Below are 21,926 nucleotides of genomic sequence, written 5' to 3' on the forward strand. Positions count from 1 at the left end.
CCAGGTGACCGCCCCGGTCGGGTGCGCGCGGGCAGGAAGCCCGCCTTCCACGCCCACCCAATCGTCTCCCTGCGATGCGTCGGATCCTCGCACCCTCCTGAACCAGGCCCACCATCGCACGCATCCGACAGAGCATCGGTCCGGGGCAGCCGACCCACCGGGCTGCGCGACGCGGTCGGCGACCGTATCGCAGTCCGGTGGCGTCGCCTCTTCGCCTCACGACGTCGGGCCGGCAGTCCGCTACGGGGCGGTCTTCCCCTCACTGCTGCCCATGAGTGACGGTGTCTCAGGTTCGTCATCCGCGTGCATCCACGTTCCACGCCTCAGGCAGATCGCCGCCGCAGAAGACGCAGACGAAGTCGTCCTCCCGGACGATGTTGTGCTCCTGGCATCGAGGGCACCGTCTGAACACCACCCCGTAGGTGAATCCGGACGGCCGTCCGATCTCCGCGTCGTCCAGAGCGCCGGCGACCGCAGGCCAGGACGTGACGTCCGGGCAGTACCCGGTCGACTGGTTACTGACCTCGCCAACAGTCCACCGGCCCGATTCACGGGCGAAGCTGATCTCCCCGGCGCTCAGCACCCTGTCCCCGCCGGCACAGGCCACGTGCTCGCTTCGCCTGGGCGCCAGCCGAAGCACACCGTCCGTGCCGATCACGAAGGTGAACGGCTCGGCCAGTTCCGCGGCTGACCGGTCATCGATCCAACTGCCGAAGTCAGCCGCCGATCCGATGCGGTGTCCTCCGCTACCGGGCCGGACCGCTGTCTCCAGTTCTCCCGGGCCGACGTATCGATAGCTCCGCCCCCGCGTGCTCACGGGAGCCAACCTATAGCCCTTGCGACGGACGGCCTCCGCGATCAGGGCACGACCGTACTGAAGCGAGCTGCCGGGGGGGCCGAAGTGTGCATGAGGGGTCACCTACTTCAGCTGCGGGTGGAGCCGTCGAGCCACATCCCGGTCCGGACTGCCGTTCCGAGAGACGGTCTCATCGGCGTGCAAGCCCCCGTGAGTACTCGACCGGTCCTCGACGGAAGGACTGGCCGCACAGGAAGGGATCGGGTGAGAACTGGCTTCGGCAAGTGGGTTGTTGGGCCGGACTGTGCACTGTCCAGCCCGTCTTCGGACCTCTACGCTCTCCCTCCGTCATGCCTGCGCATCAACCTGGAGGATCTTGATGTCTGTGGCCGAGCTCCTGGAAGCGGCGATCGCCGACATTCGGCGGCAGGGCTACGATCCGGTGTCACTGGCGGACGAGAGCAGTGTCCGCACGTTCGAGGACCTTCTGCGGGTCGGGCAGCGGAACTGGGGTCTGGTGGCCGACGCGGTCGCCTCCACTCCGCCCGATCTCGAGCTGGCCGGACGGATCCTGCGGACGAAGCTGACCTTCGAGAACAACCGCAATCCGCACATCACCGCCTTCGAGCAGGACGTACGGATCGCCGGGGACTCACGGGCGCACGGACACCGGCTCGGGAGCGACGCGTTCCTGCTGGCGGTCGGGCCGGTGAGACCGGCCCTGTTCCGGGCTCAGACGACCGCCGTCAGCGCCGTGGACCGGGCCCTGTCCGACGCCACCGAGCTGGACGGGCTGCCCGGTAGGGCCGACGAGCTGCGGACCCGGGCCGGGCGGGCCCGTACCGGCTGGGGCAGGGCTCGGCTGGAGCAGCGTGCGGTGGACCTCGACGGCCGGGCCACCGCGCTGACGGCGGGCGGGGAGGAGCGGGCAGGGCAGGCACGGCAGCAGGTCGCGCGGTTCGTCGCGGATGTGGCCGCGACCGTGGTCCTGTTCGAGGACACGTTCGGAGTGGGCCGCCGACAGCCGTGAGGCTGTCCGTTCGGTACCCGATGAGCCTGGTACTGCCGGTCCTGGTGACGGGGACGGCACTGGTCGGCTGGGGGAAGAGCGGCGAACGTGGTGATGCGCCCAGCCGGGCGCGCATCGGCCGTTCAGCGAATCGGAGTCTTCCATGCGGCACACCGTCGTGATGACCGGGGCGAGCCGCGGCATCGGCCGCACCGCCGCGGAGCACATTCTGCGCCGGTCGCCCGACGTGCACCTCCTCGTCGTCACCCGCGGAGACTCCGGCGCACGTCGTGCGGCCGACCTGAGCGTGGGCGGGCACACCGTCTCGCACGTGTCGGCGGACCTCGGCTCGCTGGGCAGCGTCCGATCGGCTGCCGTGGAGGTCCTCGGGCGGTTGGACCGGGGCGGTCTGCCGCCGCTGCGCGGCTTCGTCGGTAACGCGGGCACGCAGTACACGGACGCCCTGACCTAGGGGCCCGACGGGTTCGAGTCGACCTTCGCGATCAACGTACTCGCCAACCACCTGTTCGTCCGCCTGCTCCAGGACCGGTTCGTGGCTCCCGCCCGGGTCGTGATCACCGCCAGCGACACCCACTTCGGTGACCTCAGGCACAACATGGGCATGGTGCCCGGACCCGTGTGGAAGTCCCCGGAGGTCCTGGCCCGTCCGGGCGCCTTCCCCGGGCCGGACACCGCCGCCGCCGGGCGTACCGCGTACTCCACGAGCAAGCTGGCCACGATCTACCTGGTCCACGAGTACGCGCGCCGGTTCCCGGCCGGGATCGACTCCGTCGCCTACAACCCCGGGGTCGTCCCCGGCACCGGCCTCGCCCGGAACGCGGGGCCCGTGTCCCGGTTCGCGATGCGCCGCATCCTGCCGGTCATGGCCCTGACCCCGTTCGCGACGGGCCGCGAGGCCGCCGGGCGCTACCTCGCGGATGTCGTGCTCGGTACGACCGAGGCGCCGACCGGGTCCTACGTGGACCGCACCCGTGCGACCCGGTCGTCCGAGGAGTCCTACGATCCGCAGCGCGAGGGCGAGCTCCGGGAGGCGGCCGAGCGGCTCACCGCGGCATACGTCGTGTGAGGTCTGGGGCTCCCTGCGGCTCGGCCCGGAGGGCGAGGCGCGCCCTGGCGGGGCACGCCCTCGCTCCCCTGCTCGGTGCGGTCGGCGCCATTGTGTGACGACGTCGCAGGGGTGGCGGAACGGCCGCCGGGGAGGGACGGCCCGTCAGCCGGCCGACGGGGAGGGGGCGGTACCGTGCACGCGCCAGAAGATGCCCGGCTGGGACGGAGCGTCGCATCCGACGAGGCCGAGCCGGGGACTGCGGTCCGCGTCCGAGTCCCAGCGCGGAGGAAGATGCCGGTCGTCCTGGTAGAGGCACTTGTTCTCCGCACCCGCGATGCGCCATGCCGAGCGCTTCCAGGTGGTGCTCCGCCAGGGCTCCCGCGTCCACCGCTGCTCCGCTCGCGCCGGGGCGCACCGGGCCAGTCCCACACCGTCCGTCACCAGGGTGAGGCAGTAGTTCCGGAAGCGCTGCGACCTGATGGTCCGGTCGCTCCGGACGTCCCATTTCTGCCCGTCGGCGCCGTCACAGCCGTTGATCCTGACGGCGCCGTTCTCCGGTTGTGGCAGCACCGCTTCGAGGCACTGTTCGGGGTCGCGCGTGTAGACGGTGGTCCTCCCGATGTCCGCGAGGATCTCTCCTGGACGAGGGCCGCGGTGGACCTGCCGGTATTCGCGGCGGATCCACTTCAGGGCGTCGGCCGGAAGCGGTGCGTCGGAGGGACCGGTCGGGCTGCATCCTTCGGAACGGCAGATGGTGACGTGGGACAGATAGCGTCTGACCGCCGCTTCCTTCGGGAGGACCTCGTTCCGGGGGAGGTTGGGGGCCAGCGATGACATGGTGTACCCCAGGTAGGACGACACGGGGATCCCGGCGGCGTATCCCGCCTGCCTGAAGTAGCGGGCCCCGATGCCGTGGTCGCTGTGATCGACCCTCCCGCCGAGCCCGAAGGCGAACGAGGCGTTGTCGTAGTCGAGGGTGAGGATCCGCTGCGCCTTGTCCTGCCTGGCCAGGGCGGCGAGGGTCTTCACCAGCTGATCTCCGGTGATGGTGTCCTTGCTCCCGAAGAACGGGATGCTCCGCCGGGTGCCGACGAACAGTTTGAGCATGCTGTACCGGCCCTGCCCCTCGGGCCGACCGTCGTGGAGGCCGAACAGCAGCAGCCGTACCGGGGTGGGGGCGCCGTCGAGCGTGAGGGAGCGGACGCTGCGGCCGTTGACCCGTACCGTGCCCTCGGTCCAGCGGTCGGGTACCCCGACGATCTGCGCGTAGGCGGCGCGTACGCCCCTCTCCCGCTCCTCGACGTAGTCCAGGGCGGCCCGTTCGGGTGTTCTGCCGTCATCACCCGCGGTGAGGAACACGGTGGTGACCGAGCACCCGGCCTGGACGGTCCTGCGGATCTCCGGATTGACGAAGTAGAGGTCGTCGTCAGGATGGGCCACACCGACCAGACTGCGTTCGCAGCTCTGGGGTCCGGCGACAGGGGCGACTCGCGGGGCGCACGAGACTCCCGCGAGAACGCCCAGGACCGCCCACGAGGCCAGGAGTGTCCTGCGCACACGGCGCAGCTTCCCACCGGCGATCCCGCGCATGGGGCCGCACCTTCTCTCCGTCGCACCACATCGCCGTGGCCCTTCGGCCACCGCGCCAACGATCCGCCGCCGGCAGGTCCGGAACGGTTCGGTGGGAGAAATGTGTCCCTCACGGATCGCCCTCGTGCCGGCCGGCCGGAACACACCTTCGCGGAAGCGTCCGTGCCGCACACCCCGGCTGTCGGGCGATCGGGCCGATTCACCTGTTTGACCGCCGTTCTTGGCTCCACACGTGTGATGACGGCGGGAGGGCCGGGGGCACAGGGGCGAACCGGGCGACGGACGTTGCCCCCGGGGCTGCCTCTTCGCACCTTCCCGAAGGGCGCGGGGCATGACACCGTGCCCTTCGGGGACGGCACGTCGTACGGAATGAGAGAAGGCCATGCACACGCACAAGTCCGAGCGGTCATCCGGGGAGAGCCACCGGCAGGTGTCGGTGCGGCGCCAGGGCACCACCGGAGCGCTGCCCGGCACGTCGGCGGCCATCGGTTCCGGGCCCGCGGCTCTGCTGGCGTTGCAGCGCACCGCGGGGAACGCGGCCGTTCTCAGGGCGATGGAGCAGGAGCGGCACGAGCACGGGCCTGGGTGCGACCACGCTCAGGGGCCTCAGGCCACGGTGCAGCGGTCGGCCGTCCACGAGGTGCTGCGCGGGGCGGGCAGTCCGCTGGACGGCCCGGTTCGGCAGGAGATGGAGGCGCGGCTCGGTGCCGACTTCTCCAGCGTACGGGTGCACCGGGACGCGACGGCACGGCGTTCGGCGGGAGAAATCGGGGCGCGCGCGTACACCTCGGGCGACCATGTCGTCCTCGGTGAGGGCGGTGGCGACAAGCACACCCTGGCCCACGAGCTCACGCATGTGATCCAGCAGCGGCAGGGCCCGGTGGCGGGTGCCGACAACGGCGCGGGGCTGAAGGTGTCGGACCCCGGCGACCGTTTCGAGCGGGAGGCCGAGGAGAACGCGACCCGGGTGATGGCGCAGGCTCCGCCGGTGGCCGAGACGGCGCCCGCGCCGCAGCCGGCGGCCGGGGACGCGGCTCCGCAGGTGCAGCGTGCGGTGGACGACGAGGAGGAGGCCGAGCACGACGGACCTCGCTACCGGCAGGTGAAGCCGAGCAAGGAGGGAACCCGGCCGGCGAACCTGCGGACGCAGGACCGGCTCGCCCGGGAGGCACACGCGCCCAATGCCCGCAAGACGCCGCACGTCGCGGTGACACATGTTCCGGGCGAGGGGATGCGGTACTCGTCCAACTCGGGTCAGAAGAAGCTGTCCGAGGCGAAGCAGCAGGCGGGCCTCGCGTCGGTGGACGCCGCGATGGACTCGGCCGCGCCGTTGTCGGACGACGCGCGCCGCCGTAAGGACCAGCTCAAACTGCGGGCCACCCACACCGGGGACTACGAGGCGGTGCACAACAGGGACCCGGATCTCGCGGCCACCGCGACAGCGCTGCGCTCGTCCGCGGGCACCTGGAACGGCGGCCCCGCGCACGACAAGAAGGACGCCTCCGTGCACGGCGAGATGACGCTGCTCGGCGAGCAGATCTCTTCCTGGCGGGCGTCCCCCTGGCCGCTGGGCGCGGGCAAGGTCAAGGATGTGGCGATGGGCGGCGTCAAGAAGGCCTGCGGTGCCTGCCAGATGGCGTTCGAGGCGGCCAACGCCACGTTCGGCGCGGAGTACGGCTATCGCGTGGTGGCATCCGGGTCGCACGGCGAGATGTTCCGGTGGCGGGCCCCGGACTGGCTGACCGGGCCCGCGTTCGATCAGGTGGGGAACGCCGCGGCGGCGCGCAACTACGAATTCCGTGGCCGGATCCTGGAGCAGACCCGGGAAGCCGCGGAGGAGAGTCGGAATTCCGAGCCGCCCCGGCTGTCGAGCGCTCAACACCTGCCGTCCGATTCGGAGTCGGAGTGGGAGCGGGCGTAGCCGGACGGCCCGCGCACCTCGCGCGGCCGGCCTTACGTCAGGCACCGGCGTGGAGGTACCGGTACCCGCACGGCCGGCGCCGGTCCGGGGCGTCGACGCGGATCCCGCAGCGGCGTCAGCCGCCGTCGCCGTCGCCGGCGGTCCCGCTGAGGCTCCGTCGCCGGCTCCTCCTGGAACGCCGCACCAGGTCACCCGCTGCGAGCGTCGCGATCGCCACGCCACGGACCCAGCGGGGCCCGCCCCGTTCGGCCCACACCACGCATGCGCACCCGCCGACGACGAGCACCAGGACGCCGAGCAGTATCAGACCGACCATGTTCTTCCCCTTCGCTTGCCGCGCGTACGGTCCTGCCCATGGTCTCAGGCTCGTACGGCTCCGACGGGGTGTCCGGCCAGGACGACACGTTGCTCACCCTTCTCCCCCACCCTCATGCCGGATGTACACCGTTCGAGGGCGGGTGGCACGGAAGCGCCGGCTGACGCAGGAGTGCCCTCCGGCCGACGTACTCCACGCCGTGCCCGGGTGGGCAGCAGCCGGGTGCCGCAAGGACGGCGACGGCATGTCCCGTACGGAGCACGGACGTTGCGTCGTCCGGGCTCCGTACGGGGCGGGAGGTCAGCGCTTCATGAGGGCGAAGACTCCCCAGCCGAGGTACTCACGCGTGCTGCGGGCATAGCGGGCGGGCTCGGAGGTGAGCTCTTCGCGCACCTCCGGGGCCATTTCGTCGTCCGGGTTCCGGTCGAGCCAGCGGCGCAGGTTGAGCCACTGGGCTGCCGCGTACCGGTCCCAGCTGTCCTGGTCGGCCAGCACCATCTCCACGACGTCGTGTCCGAGGTCCTGGAACTTCCCGATCAGGTCCGGGAGTTCGTGGAAGTCGTCGACGGCGGCGTGGCAGGCCTTGGCCGTGTCCTCGTCCGGAGGGGTGCGCCGCCAGTACGGCTCACCGATCAGCATCAGTCCTCCGGGGCGGAGGCTGCGGCTGAGCAGTTCGGCCGTTCCCGCGAATCCGTTGCCGATCCAGGTGGCGCCGAGGCAGGCCACCACATCGACCGGCTGGTCGGCGACGTGGCCCGAGGCGTCACCGTGGACGAACTCGACCCGGTCGGCGACGCCGAGTTCACGGGCGCGGGCCCGGGCCTGCTCGGTGAAGACCGTGCTGATGTCCACTCCGGTGCCGGTGATCGCGTGGTCACGCGCCCAGGTGCACAGCATCTCGCCCGAGCCGCTGGCCAGGTCGAGCACCTGTGTCCCCGGGGGGAGGTGGAGCGCTTCGCCCAGGGCGGCCAGCTTGGCCGGGGTCAGCGGGTTGTGGATGCGGTGGCTGCTCTCGCGGATGGTGAAGATGCGGGGAAGGTCCATGACCGGGTTCCTTTCCGTCAGGCTTTGTGGTGGGAGGGGTGGTTGTCGGCACACCGGGGGCGGGGCACGTCCTTGCCGGGCCGCTCCCGGTCGGCGGGCGGCCGCGCGTCGGTGCGGAAGGGGGCGTGGGCGTTGTCGCGCGGCAGCCGGTGGCGGCCCGGGCGGCACCGGGTGAGGTGTTCCTGTTCCGGAGCGGCCAGGACGGCGGCCGGGCCTGTCCCGCACAGCAGGTAGGTGCCGAGCGTGCGGAGGGACGTGACGGCCCTGGTGGTGAGGACGGCCGCGCCTCGGGTGGATCCGTGTCCGAACGAGGTGGCGCGCGGGACGGTCACCGCCACGGCGCCTGCCCCGGCGATCGGCACCCGGCCCTCGGGGGTGGAGCGGGCCGGGGCGTTCCGGTGCTCCGGCACCTGCACGCGGGTGGCGGGGACGGCCGGCCGGCCGGCGATCCGGTCGCCGGTGACGGACGTGAGCCGTCCCCGGGCGACGCCCGGAGGAACGACCGCCGTGCTGCCGGGCCCGTTCCCGGCGACGGCGTCGCGCGGTCCGCGCTCCGTACGCGGCACACGGCCGGCCGGCCGAGGGGTGGAGGAGCGCTCACGCGGGAGGTTCGAGCCGTGGTCGCCCGGAGTCAGGACGCGTACGGGACGGGCGTGAGCAGGTAGGGGTGAAACGAGTTGGTGAGACAACGTGGAGACCCTTGGGAAGGGACCCCGCCGGACGGCATGCGTGCCGGAACTACTCCCGTCGGGGAGGAAGGCAGGCGACGGTCAGGACGAGGCCCGGGAAGTGAGGATGATCCGGGCACCGCGCACAGCGGTGGTCTCCACGACAGTCATCAACTCGCCTCCTCCGTCTCCCTGAGCGACCGGGGTGTCGCCGCGCCGCCCACCCTAACACCTTGCGGGGACGGTGATGCGGTCCGGGACCATCCGGCGGGGACCCGGTGCGGCCGGGCAGCGCGTGGGGCAGGCGCACGCGAGGACCGGACCGCTCCCGTGGGCGGGCGCGGGGCAGGCGGACGCGTGGACCGCTCCCTTGGGCGGTCGACGCCCGGCAACCGGAACAGTGCGGGGCGTACGCCGCTGGGTCCTGGCGTCCCGTGCGGGGCGGTCGCGCGCGGGAGCCGGGGTGTACAGTGACTGGCTGCGAAGGGGAGTAGCCCCGCAAACCGGTCGTCGACATGCTGGAGCCCTTGCGGTTCCCGGTGGCCGGGCTCGTGCAGAATCTGCCGGGTGGGCGAGACCTTCGGCTCTTTGTCGACGATGTACGTACGTCGCGGGGCCGAGGTCGTACGCCAGGAATCCCGCCGCGTATCGCCCAGGTACCCGTGGTGCGGGAAGGCCGGGCGGTCAGTGTGATCCATTTCGTGTTGCTCATCGTGTGTGCGGTGGCGATCTATCTCTCGTGCGAGTGGTTCGTCAACGCGGTGGAGTGGCTGGGGCAGCGCCTCAACGTGGGGAAGATGGCGGTCGGCACGATCCTCGCCGCGTTCGGCACGGCGCTGCCCGAGTCGGTGGTGACACTGGTCGCGGTCACCACCGGAGCCACCGAGGAGGCCAAGAACATCGGTGTGGGCGCCGCCATGGGCGGCCCGCTGGCGCTGGCCACGGTCGCCTACGGCGTGACCGGGGTGATGCTGCTCCTCAAGCGCCGCAAGGATCTCCGCCTGGCGGTGGAGACCACCGGCATGCCGCCCGGCGGTCCCGACGACGGTGAGGCTCTGGGCGACGCGGCCGACATGAGGCGACTGGCCAAGGACCAGAAGTGGTTCCTGCCCATCTTCGTCGTCAAGGTGGCACTCGGCCTGGTCGCGTTCGCCTTCAAGCCCGCTCTGGGCCTGTTGTTCTTCGCCGCCTACGCGGTCTACTTCTGGCGTGAGATCCGTAGCGGCGACGACGGCGAGGAGGACGACGAGCTGGAGCCGCTGAAGCTCCAGCGCAAGGCCGCTGTCCCGTCCACCTGGGCCGTCGTGGTCCAGACCCTGGCCACCCTGGCCGTGATCTTCTTCGCCTCCCAGCTGTTCGTGAAGCAGCTGGACACCATCGGCCCGATGCTCGGCCTCTCGGCGGCCGTCACCGCGCTCCTGCTCTCGCCGATCGCGACGGAGCTGCCCGAGATCATGAACGCGATCATCTGGGTGCGTCAGGGCAAGACCAAGCTGGCCCTCGCGAACATCTCGGGCGCCATGATGATTCAGGCGACCGTCCCCAGCGGCCTGGGCCTGCTGTTCACGACGTGGAAGTTCGACGGTGCTCTGCTCTGGGCCGGGCTGATCACGATGGCCGCGATCGTCTATCTCCTTCTGACGATGCGCGCCCACAAGCTCACTCCCGGACGGCTGGCCGTCGCCGCGCTCTTCTACGTCGTCTTCGGCCTGGGACTCATCCCGATCCTGGCCTGACGGTCGAACGGCGGTCACCGGTGGCCCGATCGGCGTCGGGGAACGCATGATCAGGAGCATTCCCGCGCGACGGCCGACGGCCCTGCCGGCCGAGCTGGACACCATGACCGAGGCCCTCGAAGGGTGAACGCCACCTCGCCGGCCGGATGGTCGGACACCGTCTCCGGCCGGCGAGGTGGCAGGCGGTCCGACCGGCCGGGCCTCCCGGGGGCTCAGGCCGTCGTCGAGCCCGAGCGCGTACGGGCCCCTCGCCCGCCGGCGTCGAGTCGCTCGCGCAGGCACGCCAGCAGCACACCCATCGGGGCGAGCACCAGGGGCAGGAGCACGAGCGCCACCGCGACCGGGGTGATGATGACGAGTACTCCGGTGACCCACACGTTGTCCCCGGTGGTGGCCAGCATGAGCAGTCCCGCCCAGTGCGCCACGTACGTCCCGAACCACTTCAGCACCATGAAGGCGAGCGTGACCGCGACCGAGCCCGACAGGCAGATCCCGGTGGTGCGCAGACGGGTCGTACGGGTCAGCGTCCAGGAACGCCGCATCGCGGCCGTCGCCGAGCAGTTGTCCGCCACCCGTACGGCGGTGGCCGGCAGGAAGCGGTACAGGAGGACGAGCCCGAGCGCCCAGATCGCCACGGGCAGGATGCGTCCCACCAGGACGAACTGCACGGTGGCGGGATCGTGGTACGTGGGCCACACGACGCCGGGCACCTTCTCCATGGCGACGACGGCCAGGACGAGCAGGCCCGCCAGCGCGGGGACGAGGGCGCACGCCAGGGTCAGCAGCTGGATGCGGAACGCCGCGCCGACGTGGGGGCGGGTGCGGCGCCCGAGCGCACGCAGGGTGAGCGCGGCACCGTCCGGGCCGTTCGCACGTTCCCGCACGTGTGCGACGGTCACGGCCTGGGCGGTGAGCAGCCACGCGATCAGGACGACCGCGACGAGGCCGAGCAGCGGGTACACGCCGAACGCGACCTTCACGAGGGCGTCCCACTGATCGATGTACGCGACGTAGGACTCCTCGTTCGCGATGGATCCCTCGGCGGTTCTTCCGGCCTCCAGGAAGAGGCCCCACGACACGGCGAACGCACCCGCCACGATCCCTCCCCCGACGACCAGGGCCGCCGCGCTGACCAGGAAGGCGGAGCCGAACACCGGGCGCCGCTCGCGGCCCGTGATCCTCAGGCCGTCGGCGACGACGGAACCGTCGGCTGTCCGGCCGTCCGGGCCGAGGACGGGGGTATCGCCCGTCATGCCGCACGCTCCCGTCCCGGGGCCCCGGGCACCACTGCCCGCGCTCCGCGCAGCCGGTGGCGGCCTGTGGGCGGCCGGCTCCTCCGGTCCGTCCAGTGGCGGGAGGCCGTTCCGTGGCCGTCGTGGCCGTCGTGGCCGCCGTGGCCGCCGTGGCCGCCGTGGCCGCCGTGGCCGCCGTGGCCGCCGTGGCCGCCGTACGGAACGCGGCGGCGCAGGTCCAGGTTCCGCGTTTCGCGGAAGTCGGCCGGGCTGTCCGCGCGGTCCTCGAGCAAAGGTACGGTGAACCGCAGATCCTTCACGAGGACGGTGTCGTCCGGGTGATCGTTCATGGTGGCTTCGACGCCCAGACCTGATCGTTTGGTTCCGCTTCTGCCGTGTGGGTGCGCCGACGGGCCACCAGGGCTCCCGCACCGACCGGATCATGCGTGATCCGGTCGGTGCTCGCTCGCCGGAACTCCGAGGGACCACTGCGGCACCGGCATCGCCCAGGCCTCGCGCGCATGCACGGACAGTCACGCGAACCGCGGGGGCGGAGGGGCGAAGTCTGCTCCAACACGGACATATGACTGCCCTTCAGCAACGAAGCGGCAGAGCCCTCGGCGGGGCCTCCGGCCGTATGAGTACGGTGCTGTCCATGCAGATCAACGGGGCGACCCAACAGCGAGGGCACGTACTACTGATCGCGGGCGACAGCGCAACCCGGCGCCGCACCGTCCAGGTGCTCCCGTCCAAGAACCTCGCGGCGTTGTCGATGGTGCCCGTCTCCGCCCTGCTGGGCAGCAGCCTGCCGAGCGACACCACGTACCTCGACGGGATCCACGACCAGAACGCCTTGCAGGTCCGGCTGCGCACGGCCGCCGCGACGCCCGGCCCGCTGCTCGTCTACCTGTCCGGCCGGCTCACCACCGACCGTCGGGGTCAGCAGCTCTACCTCGCCCTGTCCAGGACCACGACGTCCACCGCCCGTTACACCGCGCTCCCCTGGGAGTGGCTGGGCACCGAGCTGCGCGCCCGTCCCCAGGGGCTGACCACCGTGGTCTTCGACCTGGCGGCGGACAAGGCAACGTGGCCGCTTCTGCGGGAGTACGGCACGCTCCCGGCTTCGACGGCCGCGGAGGTCTTCGGCGTCGTGACCCCACCCGGGTTCGACGGGGGTGACGGGGTCAGCACCTACACCCGGCACTGGATCGAGCAGCTGCGCAACAGCCCGGAGCGTCCGACCAACTCCCGGCTGCACGCCCTGACGGTGTCCGCGGCAGCCCTTCCCCCGGGCGCACTCGTCCTCCCGGTGACTCCGGCGCTCACCGCTGCCGGACACGGGCCCTGGCCGACGACAAACACGCGGCCGGCCGGGCCGGATCCGCTGTCGTCCGGTCCGGTTCCGGGGTACGCCCCGTCCCCGGCCCCCCAGCCACAGCAGCCGGCCGCCGCTCCCCCGCCGGGCACCCCCGTTCCCCAGCAGGTCTCTCCCTCACCCTCGCGTCCGCCCACCGCTCACACGGAGTTCGTGGCACAGGACCCCCGCCCCCACATCCACGCGCTCGCACAGGCGGGCCGGCACAGCGAGGCCGCGCAGCTGGCCCAGCTGTGGGAGCAGCACGCCTTGCGGACCGGCGGTTACGACCCGGCACAGGCGACCCAGTGGGTGGAGATCCGAGCCGACCTGGCCAAGATGTCGGGCAACTACCTTCTCGCGACGCAGCTCTGGGTCGGCGCCGGACGCGCGAGGCTCCTCCACCAGTCCTCGGACGCGCCCGAAGTCCTCTCCGCGGCGCAGAGCGCCCACTACTGCTGGACCCAGTTGCGGGACGTGGCCAGGGCGCGGGAGTGCGGCCCCGAACTGATCAGCCTGCTGAGGGCGCTGCCCTCGCTGGACCGCCGGCACCTGTCGGTGGCGCAGCAGCGTCTGGAGTTCCTGCACGAAGCGTCGTCCGCCGGAAGCTGACTCCGGGCGGGCCCCGGTGGGGTGCGCACCGGGCCGCACCCGGGCGTCACGTCGTGCTGCGGGTGCCGCTGCCCGGCCCGGTGTTCCGGCCCGGACGGCGACGGCCGGATACGGCCGTCATCGCCGGGTGCTGCCAGGGCGCATTCACATTCCCGGGATTCCGCAGCGGCGCGCATGCAGTTCGGAGCGGACGAGTTCCAGGAGACGACCCGTCCAGTTGCGGCCGCCGCCTGCGTTGTCGCCCCAGAAGGCGGACTCCACGTCGTCGTAGATCAGGGTGGCGTCGTCCGTTGCCAGCAGGATCGCGGCCAGGTCGGGGTGCTGGTCGTATTTGGCGCGCAGCAGGCCGGTCATGACAGCGGTCCGGGCGTGCTCCCAGCCCTCGCGTCGCGGCGCCTCGACCGCGAGCCTGCGCGCCGCGTACGAGGTCTCGGCCGTCATGATCTCGGCCCGGGTCGCGGGTTGAGCGACCGACAGGGCCCAGTACGCGTGGGCGACCGAGGGGTAGCCGACCTCCCCTACGACGACGGGGGCGGGGTAGTCGTTGCGCAGGCCGCGGTTGCCCGGGTCGGCCAGGGGCTCGTTCGGGTACGAGTGGTTCAGCTTGACGGCCGGGGCGTACGACGCCACGGGCCCGTCGGCCGGAACGCGCGTGGACCGTTCGGCCGTCCATCGGGCCCGGTCCTCGAAGTAGGCGACCGCAGTGTCGTAGACCTCCTGGGTGATCGGCGGGTCGTGCGGGACGTAGGTCTGTCCGCCGGGGCCGGCCACCAGCACGCGCAGTGGCCCGTCCTTCCGGTCCATGTCGCCGAGCGCGTAGCGGCGCTGGGACACCGGGACGGCCAGGAACGCGGCCTCTGCCGCGACCCGGTTCTCCTCCGTCCGGTCCGCCAGGAAGACGTCGACGGCGGCGAGGCAGCGGCCCGTCGAGTCGGGTCGTCCGTTCAGCTCGTCGATGGTGTCCCGTACTTCGGCGACCAGCAGGTCGGGGGTGCACCAGCTGTGCGGCCCGCTGAACTTCCAGTCGGCCAACTCGTGCGCGGACGCTTCGGCGCCCTCGGGGAAGGTGGTGGCCACCCAGCCGCTGCGGAGCTTCTCCTGGAATTCCTCTACGGTGACCAGGCCCCAGCAGTCGATGAGGCCGTCGGCGTAGATGAACAGGTCGGTGAGGAAGTAGCTGCCGCCGTTGCAGATGAAGGCGTGCCGCCAGGTGCCGGGTATGCGGACGCCGTCCGCGGTGCGATGAGTGGTCCGGTTGCCGATCATGGCGCGATTGTGCCGCAGGACGCCGGGGAGTCCCTCTCATTTCCTCTGTGCCGTCTCCCCCGCCGGTCACGGTCGGAGAGGCGTTGCTCCGGCCCGTGGCCACCTGGAGCCCGATCGAGGTACCGGGTGGGGTTCGTCCGGGTCGGTGGCGGGGCGTGCCACCGTGCGGGAAGGGCCGGCCGTCCCCGCCAAGCGGCGGGCGGGCGGGGACGGCCGTAGGGGCGGCCGGGCACTGCGCTGCCGGTGGACGCGGGGAAGCGGGCCGCGGCACCGGCTTCCCTGGCCGGCGGCGCAGCGCCCGGTTCCCCGCAGCGGGGAACCGCTCAGTGGAAGTCGGTGATGACGACCCGGGCGGTGCTGCCGTCCTTCAGCGCCTCGTAGCCGGCCGGGATGTCGCCCAGCCCGATCTCCTTGGAGACCAGGTCGTCGAGGTTCATCCGGCCCTGGAGGTAGAGCGACGCGTAGAAGGGGATGTCCCGCTTGAGGTTGGAGGAGCCCATGTAGACGCCCTGGACCTTCTGCGAACTGCTCAGCGTCGCGATCGAGTTGACCTCGACCCCGGCGTCGTTGCTGCTCACGCCGATCAGGTAGAGGCCTCCGCCCTTGGCGGCCATCTGGAGGGCCTGCGCGGTGACCGGACGCGCTCCGACGAAGTCGAAGACGTGGTCGGCGCCCTGTCCGGTGATGGCGCGCACGGCCTCGACCGGGTCGGTGGTGCGGGAGTTGACGACGTGCGTGGCCCCGAACGCCTTGGCCCGCTCCAGCTTGGCGTCCTCGATGTCGGCGACGATGATCTTCTCGGCCCCGGCGATGAGGGCACCGCTGACCGCGTTCATGCCGACACCACCGGCGCCGATGACGACGACCGTTTCACCGTGCTGGACCTGAGCGCTGTTGAGCACGGCTCCGGCACCGGTCAGGACGCCGCATCCGATGAGCGCGGCCTGCGCCCAGGGCATGGCGTCGGGAATGACCGCGAGCTGGTTCTCGTGGATCAGCGCCTCCTGCGCGAAGCCACCGAGGCCCATGCCCTGGGCCACCGGGGAGCCGTTCCAGCTGATCCGGGAGGGCTGCCCGGCGGTCCGCAGCGTCGCCTCGGGGCGGAGGCAGATGTGGGTACGGCCGCCGAGGCAGTTCGCGCAGGCGCCGCAGAACTGGATCAGGCTGCCGACGACATGGTCACCGACCGCTGTCCGGGAGACCTCGGGGCCGACCGCTGTGACCACGCCCGCCACCTCGTGACCGAGGACGACGGGGAACTCCTCCCCGATGAACGTCGCGACACTCAGGTCCGAGTGGCACAGGCCGGACGCCTTGACCTCGATGCGTACCTCGCGCCCGATCGGATCGGCGAGATCCACGTCCTCGACGACGAAACCCTGGCCGAGCCCCTTGGTAACGGCTGCCTTCATGATGCTGTCTCTTTTCCGTGTGCGGACCGTCGGCACCGCCCGGATTCAGGCGCGCCGAAGGGAGGCCGCGCGGGGCCGGTGGGCGCGACACAGGTCTGCGGGCATCGGCGCGCGCGGTCGTGGCAGGTGTCCGGACGAGGATCGCCGGAGAGGTCTGCCGCACCACCGATTGTGGCACCGAATACCCCGAAAGAAAAGAGACACCTGTTGATCAGTGCTGTTCCCAGGCTTGCTGCCGGTGGGGCCGTTACGATCTACGCATGCCAGGAAGCGACCAGCCCGCCATGGATCCCGCAGCGTCCGGCGCCGCCCCGCCTTCGTCGGCCGCCGGTGCGTCGGCCCTCGACGTCCGCGTCCGGCGCACCCGGGCCCGGCTCTTCGAGGCGGTCGTCCTGCTGGCGTCGGAGCAGCCCGTGGAGGACATCACGGTCGCCGACCTCGTGCGCACCGCCCGTGTCAACCGCACGACGTTCTACAAGCACGCGTCGAGTCCGGCGGAGGTCCTGGAGCAGGTGCTCTACGCCGACCTGGACCGGGTCCGCGCCGAGTGGATCAACGACGCCACGGCGGCGCGGCTCCCGGTCGACGTCGTGTGGGAACGCGCCTCGGGCGCCCTGCTCGATCACCTGGAGCGGCACGAGGCCGTGTACACCGCGGGGCTGGTGGGCCGGCGCAGCGCGATCCTGCACCATCTCCTGGTCGATCACTTCGCCACGTCGGTCCGCACCCTTCTGGACCGCGATCCGGGACTGCTGCCGGAGGGCGAGGGGCCTGCGCAGTGGCGGGTGGAGGCGCAGAGCAGCTTCCTCGCGCACGGTGAGACGGGCCTGGTGGAGGCGTGGCTGTCCAGGCCCGCTCCCCGTGACCGGCGGCTCTTCGTCTCGGCGGCGTCGGAAGCCCTTCCGGCCTGGCTGATCCGCGGGCAGGGCACGAACACCGCCGGGGGGCCCGTACGCGGAAGCGGCCGGCGCGCCGACGCGGGCCCGCCACCCGGCGCTCGCCCCGGGACGGCGTAGTTCCGGACCGGCACGCCCCAGGCCCCGCTCCGCCCTGCCCGCGCGTGGACAGGCGACCTCCCCGGTGCCATGATCACGCCGGTGTCCGGTGCCGAACCGGCGCCCGGGGAGTGATCGAACCATGAGGCTTTACCTCGCCGTACCTGTTGTCCTGGTGGCACTGCTGATTGCCGCGTCCGGCGTGGCCGCGATCACCAGGGGCTGGGTCGTGCCCACGTACCGGCGGCCGGTGGGTCGCCTCCGCCTGTTCGGCTGGGGCCAGTTGGTGGTGGCCTTCGCTCTGTGCGCGCAGGCGTTCTTCCTGCTGGTGCTGAGCACAGGAACATCCGCCACCCGCCCGTGGGGAAGCCTGACCGCGAGCCTCCTCCTGCCGACAGGTCTCGTGATGATGGCCGTGAGCCGGGGCGGCGGTGGCCGACGGAGCGGCAGCGCCGTTACCTGAGGCCGTCAGGCCGGGCCCTGGAGACCGGCGGTTCTCCGGATGATCCGTCCGCGGCAGGACGGCCGTCGAGACCGGTAGGCCTGTCGCCGGTGAACGGGAAGGCTGTGGCGCGGTGGTGGAGGGGATGTCCGGCCCGATCATCCAGGTGCCTCCGCCGCGGCGGATGACATGACCTCGTACGGTCAGTCCTGCCCCGGGCGGTACGGATGAGCCGCGTCCGGTCCCCACTCCGTGTCATCGCCCGGCAGTGGGCACACACCGGTCCGAGTCGTCGAGCGGATCCGGCTCCGCCCGATCGTTTTCGGGTGCTTCGCTTCGGCTGAGGGCCGCGTGAGGCGGGCTGCCGGAGCCTGTCCGGGCTGTCGAGGGGCAGTCGGCACAGGCCGCGCGGACGCCGCCCCTGAAGCGACGCGGGAGACCCCGGCACCCGCCCATGTCCGTTGCGTGGAGCGTCACTCGGGCCCCGGATCCGCCGGAGCCTGCCCGTCCCACCCGAGGCCCGTGACCTGCCCGGCAGGTGCGGAACCACGGGGCGGCTGCCCGCGATTCCGCACCGCCGCCGGGCCCGGGCCCCGGTTGGCCTCACCACCGGGTCGAGCGCCGAGGCCTACCGGCGCGGGGCGGCTCGAAGGGGGCGGTGAGCCCGCATCCGTCGAGCCCCGCCGCCCGCCGGACATGAAGCCATCGGGTCGGTGGTCACGTGACCGGCGGGTTCCTGACTGTCCGGCGACCCCAGGGGCCCTGTCACGGCAAGGGTTTCCTGTGCGCGAACACCCACCGGTTTCCCTCCAGTGCGTCGTTCTGCTCGGGCAGCGGGCCACGTCCGTGCCGATGGGTGAAGTCGAAGGGGGTGTGGACCGATGTGGACCAGCCCTTGCCCTCCAGATCACGGACCGAATCGGGCCGTGGCCCTCCGTCGAACAGATTGAGCAGGTCGATGCCGATCTGGTGTCTCGTGGAGGTGTAGAGCGGGCTGTCCTGGTACTCCAGCAGGTCCTTCTCGACCTTCACCTCGAACGCCAGGGCGCTTCCTTCCGTGGTCAGCCCGTTCACCGCGTCGATGAGGTACGTCTCGGCGGTGATGGGCAGGTAGAACAGCAGCCCCTCGGCCAGCCAGACGCTCGGCGCGGACGGGTCGAAGCCGGCGTCGGTCAGCGCCGTGATCCAGTCGGCGCGCAGATCGATCGGGATCGGTACGCGCGCCGCCTTCGGGGTGGCCGACAGCCCGGCGAGCACCTGGTGCTTGAACGCCAGCACGCCTTCCCTGTCGATCTCGAAGACCACGCACCCGGCAGGCCAGTCCAGCCGGAACGCTCGCGCGTCCAAGCCCGCCCCGAGCAGCACCACTTGGCGGGGGCCGAGGCCCTGCACCGACCGGAGGAGGAAGTCGTCGAGGACACGCGTCCGCAGACCGAAGTAGCGGGCGAACCGGCCCCACAGCGGGTTCGCGTCCCCCTCAGGAACCTGTTCGATGCGCACGGGCCAGCGCGCGGACGCCGGTGCGGCCTGCACGAAGTGTTCCGCGTAGACGTCCCGTGCCAGGCTGTCGTGGCGGTGGGTCTCGATCGCCCGCGCCGCGGCGACCATGAGCGCGGTCACGCCGATGCCTCCTTCCACGCCTTCCACTCCGGTGCTCCGGTGCGCTGTGTCGACCATGCGAACTCCCTCGGTGCGAGATCTGATCAGGGGTAGGGATCGTGAACGTGAGCCGGGTGCGCCGTCGGATCCGTGGTGGACACACGACGTCACAGCCGCGTGCGGCCCGCGCTTCGTGCCGGTGCGGTGGCGGGCGGCGCTGCGGACATCCGCGTCCCCGGCCCGGTCGTCTCCGCGCGGGCGGGCTTCACGGCGGGGACGGCGCGCGGTACAGGCGGCCGGTCTTCAGGGGGCGGGACGCCGGACGGGGACCGGGCCGGGCACTTCGTTCACCGGCCCCCGCCCTCCGGGATGAGGACGGGCTTGACCACACGGCCCGCCTCGCAGTCGCGTTCGGCCCCGTTGATGTCGGAGAGCGGGTACGTGCGGATCAGTTCGTCGAAGGGAAACCGCCCGGCCCGCCACAGCGCGGTCAGCTTCGGAACGAGCAGTGCCGGCACCGCGTCCCCCTCGCAGATGTGGGAGATCGTCCGGCCTCGGTCCAGTGCTCCCGGCTGGATCGGGAGCGTGGTGGGGAGCCGTGCCACCAGGCCGAGGTGGCCCCTCGGGCGCAGGGCCACCAGCGCGTCGTTGATCAGCTCGGCGGAGCCCGTCGTGTCCAGGGCGTACTGGGCACCGCCGTCCGTCAGCTGCTGGATGCGGTGGGGCAGGCCGGCCGACGCGGCGTGCAGCGGGATCGCGTGGAGCCGTTCGGCGTGGGCCAGCCGTTCGGGGTGCCGGTCGACGGCCACGGCCACCGCCCCCGCCGCGGTGGCCGCCATCACCGCGGCCAGGCCCACCGCCCCCGCGCCGAAGACGGCGACGGTGTCACCGGGGCCGACGCCGAAGGAGTTGAAGACGGATCCGGCACCGGTGAGGAACCCGCAGCCGAGGGGGCCGAGGAGCTCGATGGGCAGGGAGGGATCGACCCGGACGGCGTTGCGGGCGGGGACCATCGCGTACTCCGCGAACGAGGACTGGCCGAACCATCGGGGGGCCAGCACTCCCCCGGCCGCGTCGGTGAAACGCGCCGCGTTCTCCCTGCGTCCGCCGAAGAGGTTGAGCGGGGCGAACGAGTCGCAGTAGGCGGGGGCCGCGCCCATGCAGTTCCGGCAGTGCCCGCAGGAGTCGAAGCTCAGCACGACGTGGTCCCCGGCGCTCAGACCGGTGCCGGTGCCGCCCGTCTCCACCACGACCCCGGCCCCCTCGTGTCCGAGCACCGCCGGAAGCGGGGTGCGGCCCGCCGAACGCCTGACGGCGAGGTCGGTCCGGCACATCCCGCAGCCGGCGATCCTGACGAGGATCTCGCCTTCGGCCGGCCCCGCGTCGAGGATCACCTCCTCCACGGCGAACCTGCTTCCGTACCCGCGCAGCACCGCCGCGCCGAACCTCCGCCTCACGTCTCCTCCGGGCGGTGCAGGACGAAGGGGCTGAGGTTGCCGAAGAGGCCCCACGGCCCTCCCGCGACGCCGACACCGCTTTCCTTGGTGCCCGCGAAGGGCTGGGCGAGGGACAGTTCGGCGTGGTGGTTGATCCAGGCCGTCCCGCACTCCAGCCGGCCTGCCACCGCCTCGGCCCGGTCGAGGTCGGTCCCCCATACGGAGCCGCCCAGACCGAAGCCGGTGCCGTTGGCCGCTTCGACGGCTTCGTCGAGGCTGGTGTACGGCAGGACCGGGAGGACCGGGCCGAACTGTTCCTCCGTCACGACCGGGCTGTGGGGCGGGACATCGGTGAGAATGGTGGGGGCGAAGAAGTACCCCGGCCGGTCCAGCCGGTGTCCGCCGGCCACGGCTCGGGCACCGTCAGCCCGTGCCTGGGCCGTGTAGCGCTCGACCCTGGCGAGTTGGGGGGCGTTGTTGACCGGTCCCAGCTGCGAGTCGGGGTCGAGTCCGGGTCCGACGACAGCGGCCTTCGCCCGTTGCGCGAGGGCTTCGACCACCTGGGAGTGGATCCGGGCGGGGGCGTAGACGCGCTTGACCGCCATGCAGACCTGTCCGCAGTTGCGGAACGCCGCCCAGAACAGCCGGTCCGCGATCCGTTCCACGTCCACGTCCTCCAGCAGGACGGCGGCGTCGTTGCCGCCCAGCTCCAGGGTGACCCGGGCGAGCGAGGGGGCGGCGCCGGCCGCCACCGCCCGCCCGGTGGGAACCGAGCCGGTGAACGTCACGTGGCGGATCCCCGGATGGGAGGCGAGGCAGGCGCCGAGCGGCTCCCGGCCCGTGACGACGGTCAGTACGTCCGCGGGCAGGGCGGCGGCGATGACGGATCCGAGCAGCCTTGTGGCGAGGGGGGTGTACGGGGAGGGTTTCAGGATCATCGTGTTGCCCGCGGCGAGCGCCGGAGCGAACTTCGCCGAGGCGAGCTGGAGGGGGAAGTTCCACGGGACGATCGCGGCGACGGGCCCCAGCGGTCGCCAGCGGATCTCGCTGCGCACGGGGCGGCCGTCCGTGACCGGCTGCGGACCGGGGTGCAGCTCGGCGAAGTAGCGCAGTCGGGCCGCCGTGCGGTCGATCTCCGCATAGGACTCGGCCAGGGGTTTGCCCTGTTCGCGGGTGAGGAGGGGGGCGAGCTCGGCTCCGGCCGCCTCGACCGCGTCGGCTGCCGCGTGCAGCGCGCCGCTGCGGACGGTGGCGTCGGACCGCCAGTCACGCCAGGCCTTGTGGGCCCGGTCGACTGCGGCGTCCACGATGTCCGGCTGCTGGTCGGGAGCCTCGTCGAACGCCTCGCCCGTGGACGGGTCGATGACGGCGAGGCGCTCACCGCGGGCCCCGGGCGCACGGCCAGGCCGGCTGGTCGGCATGACGGCGG

20 protein-coding genes are annotated in these 21,926 nt (G+C 72.1%); 9 read left to right on the forward strand and 11 right to left on the reverse strand.

Going from position 1 to position 21,926, the window contains the following annotated elements:
* Nucleotides 1-295 precede the first annotated feature (295 nt).
* Nucleotides 296-817, reverse strand: a complete 522-nt coding sequence (locus tag ACFVS9_RS17965) for a hypothetical protein (protein WP_389933379.1) — start codon at nt 815-817, stop codon at nt 296-298.
* Nucleotides 818-1,175: 358 nt separating this feature from the next.
* Here ACFVS9_RS17965 and ACFVS9_RS17970 point away from each other — a divergent pair, with 358 nt between their 5' ends.
* The 3 genes from ACFVS9_RS17970 to ACFVS9_RS17980 all read left to right on the forward strand — a co-directional run bounded on the left by ACFVS9_RS17970 (nt 1,176) and on the right by ACFVS9_RS17980 (nt 2,892).
* Entirely contained in the window at nt 1,176-1,826 is a 651-nt protein-coding gene (locus ACFVS9_RS17970) for a hypothetical protein (protein ID WP_389933382.1), read from the forward strand.
* Between the two features lie 142 nt (nt 1,827-1,968).
* The gene (locus ACFVS9_RS17975) at nt 1,969-2,277 is read left to right on the forward strand and encodes an SDR family NAD(P)-dependent oxidoreductase (RefSeq protein ID WP_389933385.1); all 309 of its coding nucleotides are present in this window, start codon (nt 1,969-1,971) and stop codon (nt 2,275-2,277) included.
* 81 nt (nt 2,278-2,358) lie between these two features.
* Complete coding sequence (locus ACFVS9_RS17980) at nt 2,359-2,892, forward strand: hypothetical protein (protein ID WP_389933388.1); 534 nt, start codon at nt 2,359-2,361, stop codon at nt 2,890-2,892.
* A gap of 144 nt (nt 2,893-3,036) precedes the next feature.
* Here ACFVS9_RS17980 and ACFVS9_RS17985 read toward each other — a convergent pair whose 3' ends face one another.
* On the reverse strand, nt 3,037-4,464 hold the full coding sequence (locus tag ACFVS9_RS17985) for a ricin-type beta-trefoil lectin domain protein (protein WP_389933391.1): 1,428 nt from the start codon (nt 4,462-4,464) through the stop codon (nt 3,037-3,039).
* A 382-nt stretch (nt 4,465-4,846) separates the two neighbouring features.
* On the opposite strand from ACFVS9_RS17985, the gene ACFVS9_RS17990 reads away from it, so the two are divergent.
* Nucleotides 4,847-6,385, forward strand: coding sequence for a DUF4157 domain-containing protein (locus tag ACFVS9_RS17990; RefSeq protein WP_389933394.1), 1,539 nt, complete (start codon nt 4,847-4,849; stop codon nt 6,383-6,385).
* A 115-nt stretch (nt 6,386-6,500) separates the two neighbouring features.
* Here the strand turns inward: ACFVS9_RS17990 and ACFVS9_RS17995 are convergent, their stop codons facing one another.
* The 3 genes from ACFVS9_RS17995 to ACFVS9_RS18005 all read right to left on the reverse strand — a co-directional run bounded on the left by ACFVS9_RS17995 (nt 6,501) and on the right by ACFVS9_RS18005 (nt 8,311).
* Entirely contained in the window at nt 6,501-6,701 is a 201-nt protein-coding gene (locus tag ACFVS9_RS17995) for a hypothetical protein (protein WP_383112955.1), read from the reverse strand.
* 300 nt (nt 6,702-7,001) lie between these two features.
* Nucleotides 7,002-7,745 (reverse strand): SAM-dependent methyltransferase, encoded by a 744-nt coding sequence (locus ACFVS9_RS18000; protein WP_389933398.1) that lies wholly within the window; start codon nt 7,743-7,745, stop codon nt 7,002-7,004.
* 17 nt (nt 7,746-7,762) lie between these two features.
* Nucleotides 7,763-8,311 carry a hypothetical protein gene (locus ACFVS9_RS18005; protein WP_389933401.1) on the reverse strand — a complete coding sequence of 183 codons (549 nt, stop codon included), beginning with the start codon at nt 8,309-8,311 and terminating at the stop codon, nt 7,763-7,765.
* A gap of 791 nt (nt 8,312-9,102) precedes the next feature.
* On the opposite strand from ACFVS9_RS18005, the gene ACFVS9_RS18010 reads away from it, so the two are divergent.
* On the forward strand, nt 9,103-10,149 hold the full coding sequence (locus tag ACFVS9_RS18010; RefSeq protein WP_389933403.1) for a sodium:calcium antiporter: 1,047 nt from the start codon (nt 9,103-9,105) through the stop codon (nt 10,147-10,149).
* A 212-nt stretch (nt 10,150-10,361) separates the two neighbouring features.
* On the opposite strand, the gene ACFVS9_RS18015 is transcribed toward ACFVS9_RS18010, so the two are convergent.
* Nucleotides 10,362-11,402, reverse strand: coding sequence for a hypothetical protein (locus ACFVS9_RS18015; RefSeq protein ID WP_389933406.1), 1,041 nt, complete (start codon nt 11,400-11,402; stop codon nt 10,362-10,364).
* A gap of 113 nt (nt 11,403-11,515) precedes the next feature.
* Between ACFVS9_RS18015 and ACFVS9_RS18020 the strand changes: the two genes are divergently transcribed.
* Nucleotides 11,516-11,755: a hypothetical protein gene (locus ACFVS9_RS18020; RefSeq protein WP_389933409.1), complete on the forward strand. Its 240-nt coding sequence runs from the start codon at nt 11,516-11,518 to the stop codon at nt 11,753-11,755.
* A 281-nt stretch (nt 11,756-12,036) separates the two neighbouring features.
* On the forward strand, nt 12,037-13,347 hold the full coding sequence (locus ACFVS9_RS18025; protein ID WP_389933412.1) for a hypothetical protein: 1,311 nt from the start codon (nt 12,037-12,039) through the stop codon (nt 13,345-13,347).
* 144 nt (nt 13,348-13,491) lie between these two features.
* Here the strand turns inward: ACFVS9_RS18025 and ACFVS9_RS18030 are convergent, their stop codons facing one another.
* Nucleotides 13,492-14,613 carry an NADAR family protein gene (locus tag ACFVS9_RS18030; RefSeq protein WP_383112886.1) on the reverse strand — a complete coding sequence of 374 codons (1,122 nt, stop codon included), beginning with the start codon at nt 14,611-14,613 and terminating at the stop codon, nt 13,492-13,494.
* Between the two features lie 323 nt (nt 14,614-14,936).
* A complete protein-coding gene (locus ACFVS9_RS18035) occupies nt 14,937-16,025 on the reverse strand; it encodes a zinc-binding dehydrogenase (protein WP_383112885.1) in 1,089 nt (362 codons plus the stop codon).
* A 260-nt stretch (nt 16,026-16,285) separates the two neighbouring features.
* On the opposite strand from ACFVS9_RS18035, the gene ACFVS9_RS18040 reads away from it, so the two are divergent.
* On the forward strand, nt 16,286-17,041 hold the full coding sequence (locus ACFVS9_RS18040) for a TetR/AcrR family transcriptional regulator (RefSeq protein ID WP_389933415.1): 756 nt from the start codon (nt 16,286-16,288) through the stop codon (nt 17,039-17,041).
* Nucleotides 17,042-17,162: 121 nt separating this feature from the next.
* Nucleotides 17,163-17,483 (forward strand): hypothetical protein, encoded by a 321-nt coding sequence (locus ACFVS9_RS18045; protein WP_389933417.1) that lies wholly within the window; start codon nt 17,163-17,165, stop codon nt 17,481-17,483.
* A 744-nt stretch (nt 17,484-18,227) separates the two neighbouring features.
* Here ACFVS9_RS18045 and ACFVS9_RS18050 read toward each other — a convergent pair.
* The 3 genes from ACFVS9_RS18050 to ACFVS9_RS18060 all read right to left on the reverse strand — a co-directional run bounded on the left by ACFVS9_RS18050 (nt 18,228) and on the right by ACFVS9_RS18060 (nt 21,918).
* Complete coding sequence (locus ACFVS9_RS18050; protein ID WP_383112882.1) at nt 18,228-19,139, reverse strand: class I SAM-dependent methyltransferase; 912 nt, start codon at nt 19,137-19,139, stop codon at nt 18,228-18,230.
* Nucleotides 19,140-19,408: 269 nt separating this feature from the next.
* Nucleotides 19,409-20,518, reverse strand: coding sequence for an NAD(P)-dependent alcohol dehydrogenase (locus tag ACFVS9_RS18055; RefSeq protein ID WP_389933420.1), 1,110 nt, complete (start codon nt 20,516-20,518; stop codon nt 19,409-19,411).
* A complete protein-coding gene (locus ACFVS9_RS18060; RefSeq protein ID WP_389933423.1) occupies nt 20,515-21,918 on the reverse strand; it encodes an aldehyde dehydrogenase family protein in 1,404 nt (467 codons plus the stop codon). The genes ACFVS9_RS18055 and ACFVS9_RS18060 overlap by 4 nt, the downstream gene beginning before the upstream one ends.
* Between the last annotated feature and the right edge of the window lie 8 nt (nt 21,919-21,926).

The organism is Streptomyces sp. NPDC058008, assembly GCF_042886395.1.
Taxonomy (GTDB): Bacteria; Actinomycetota; Actinomycetes; order Streptomycetales; family Streptomycetaceae; genus Streptomyces.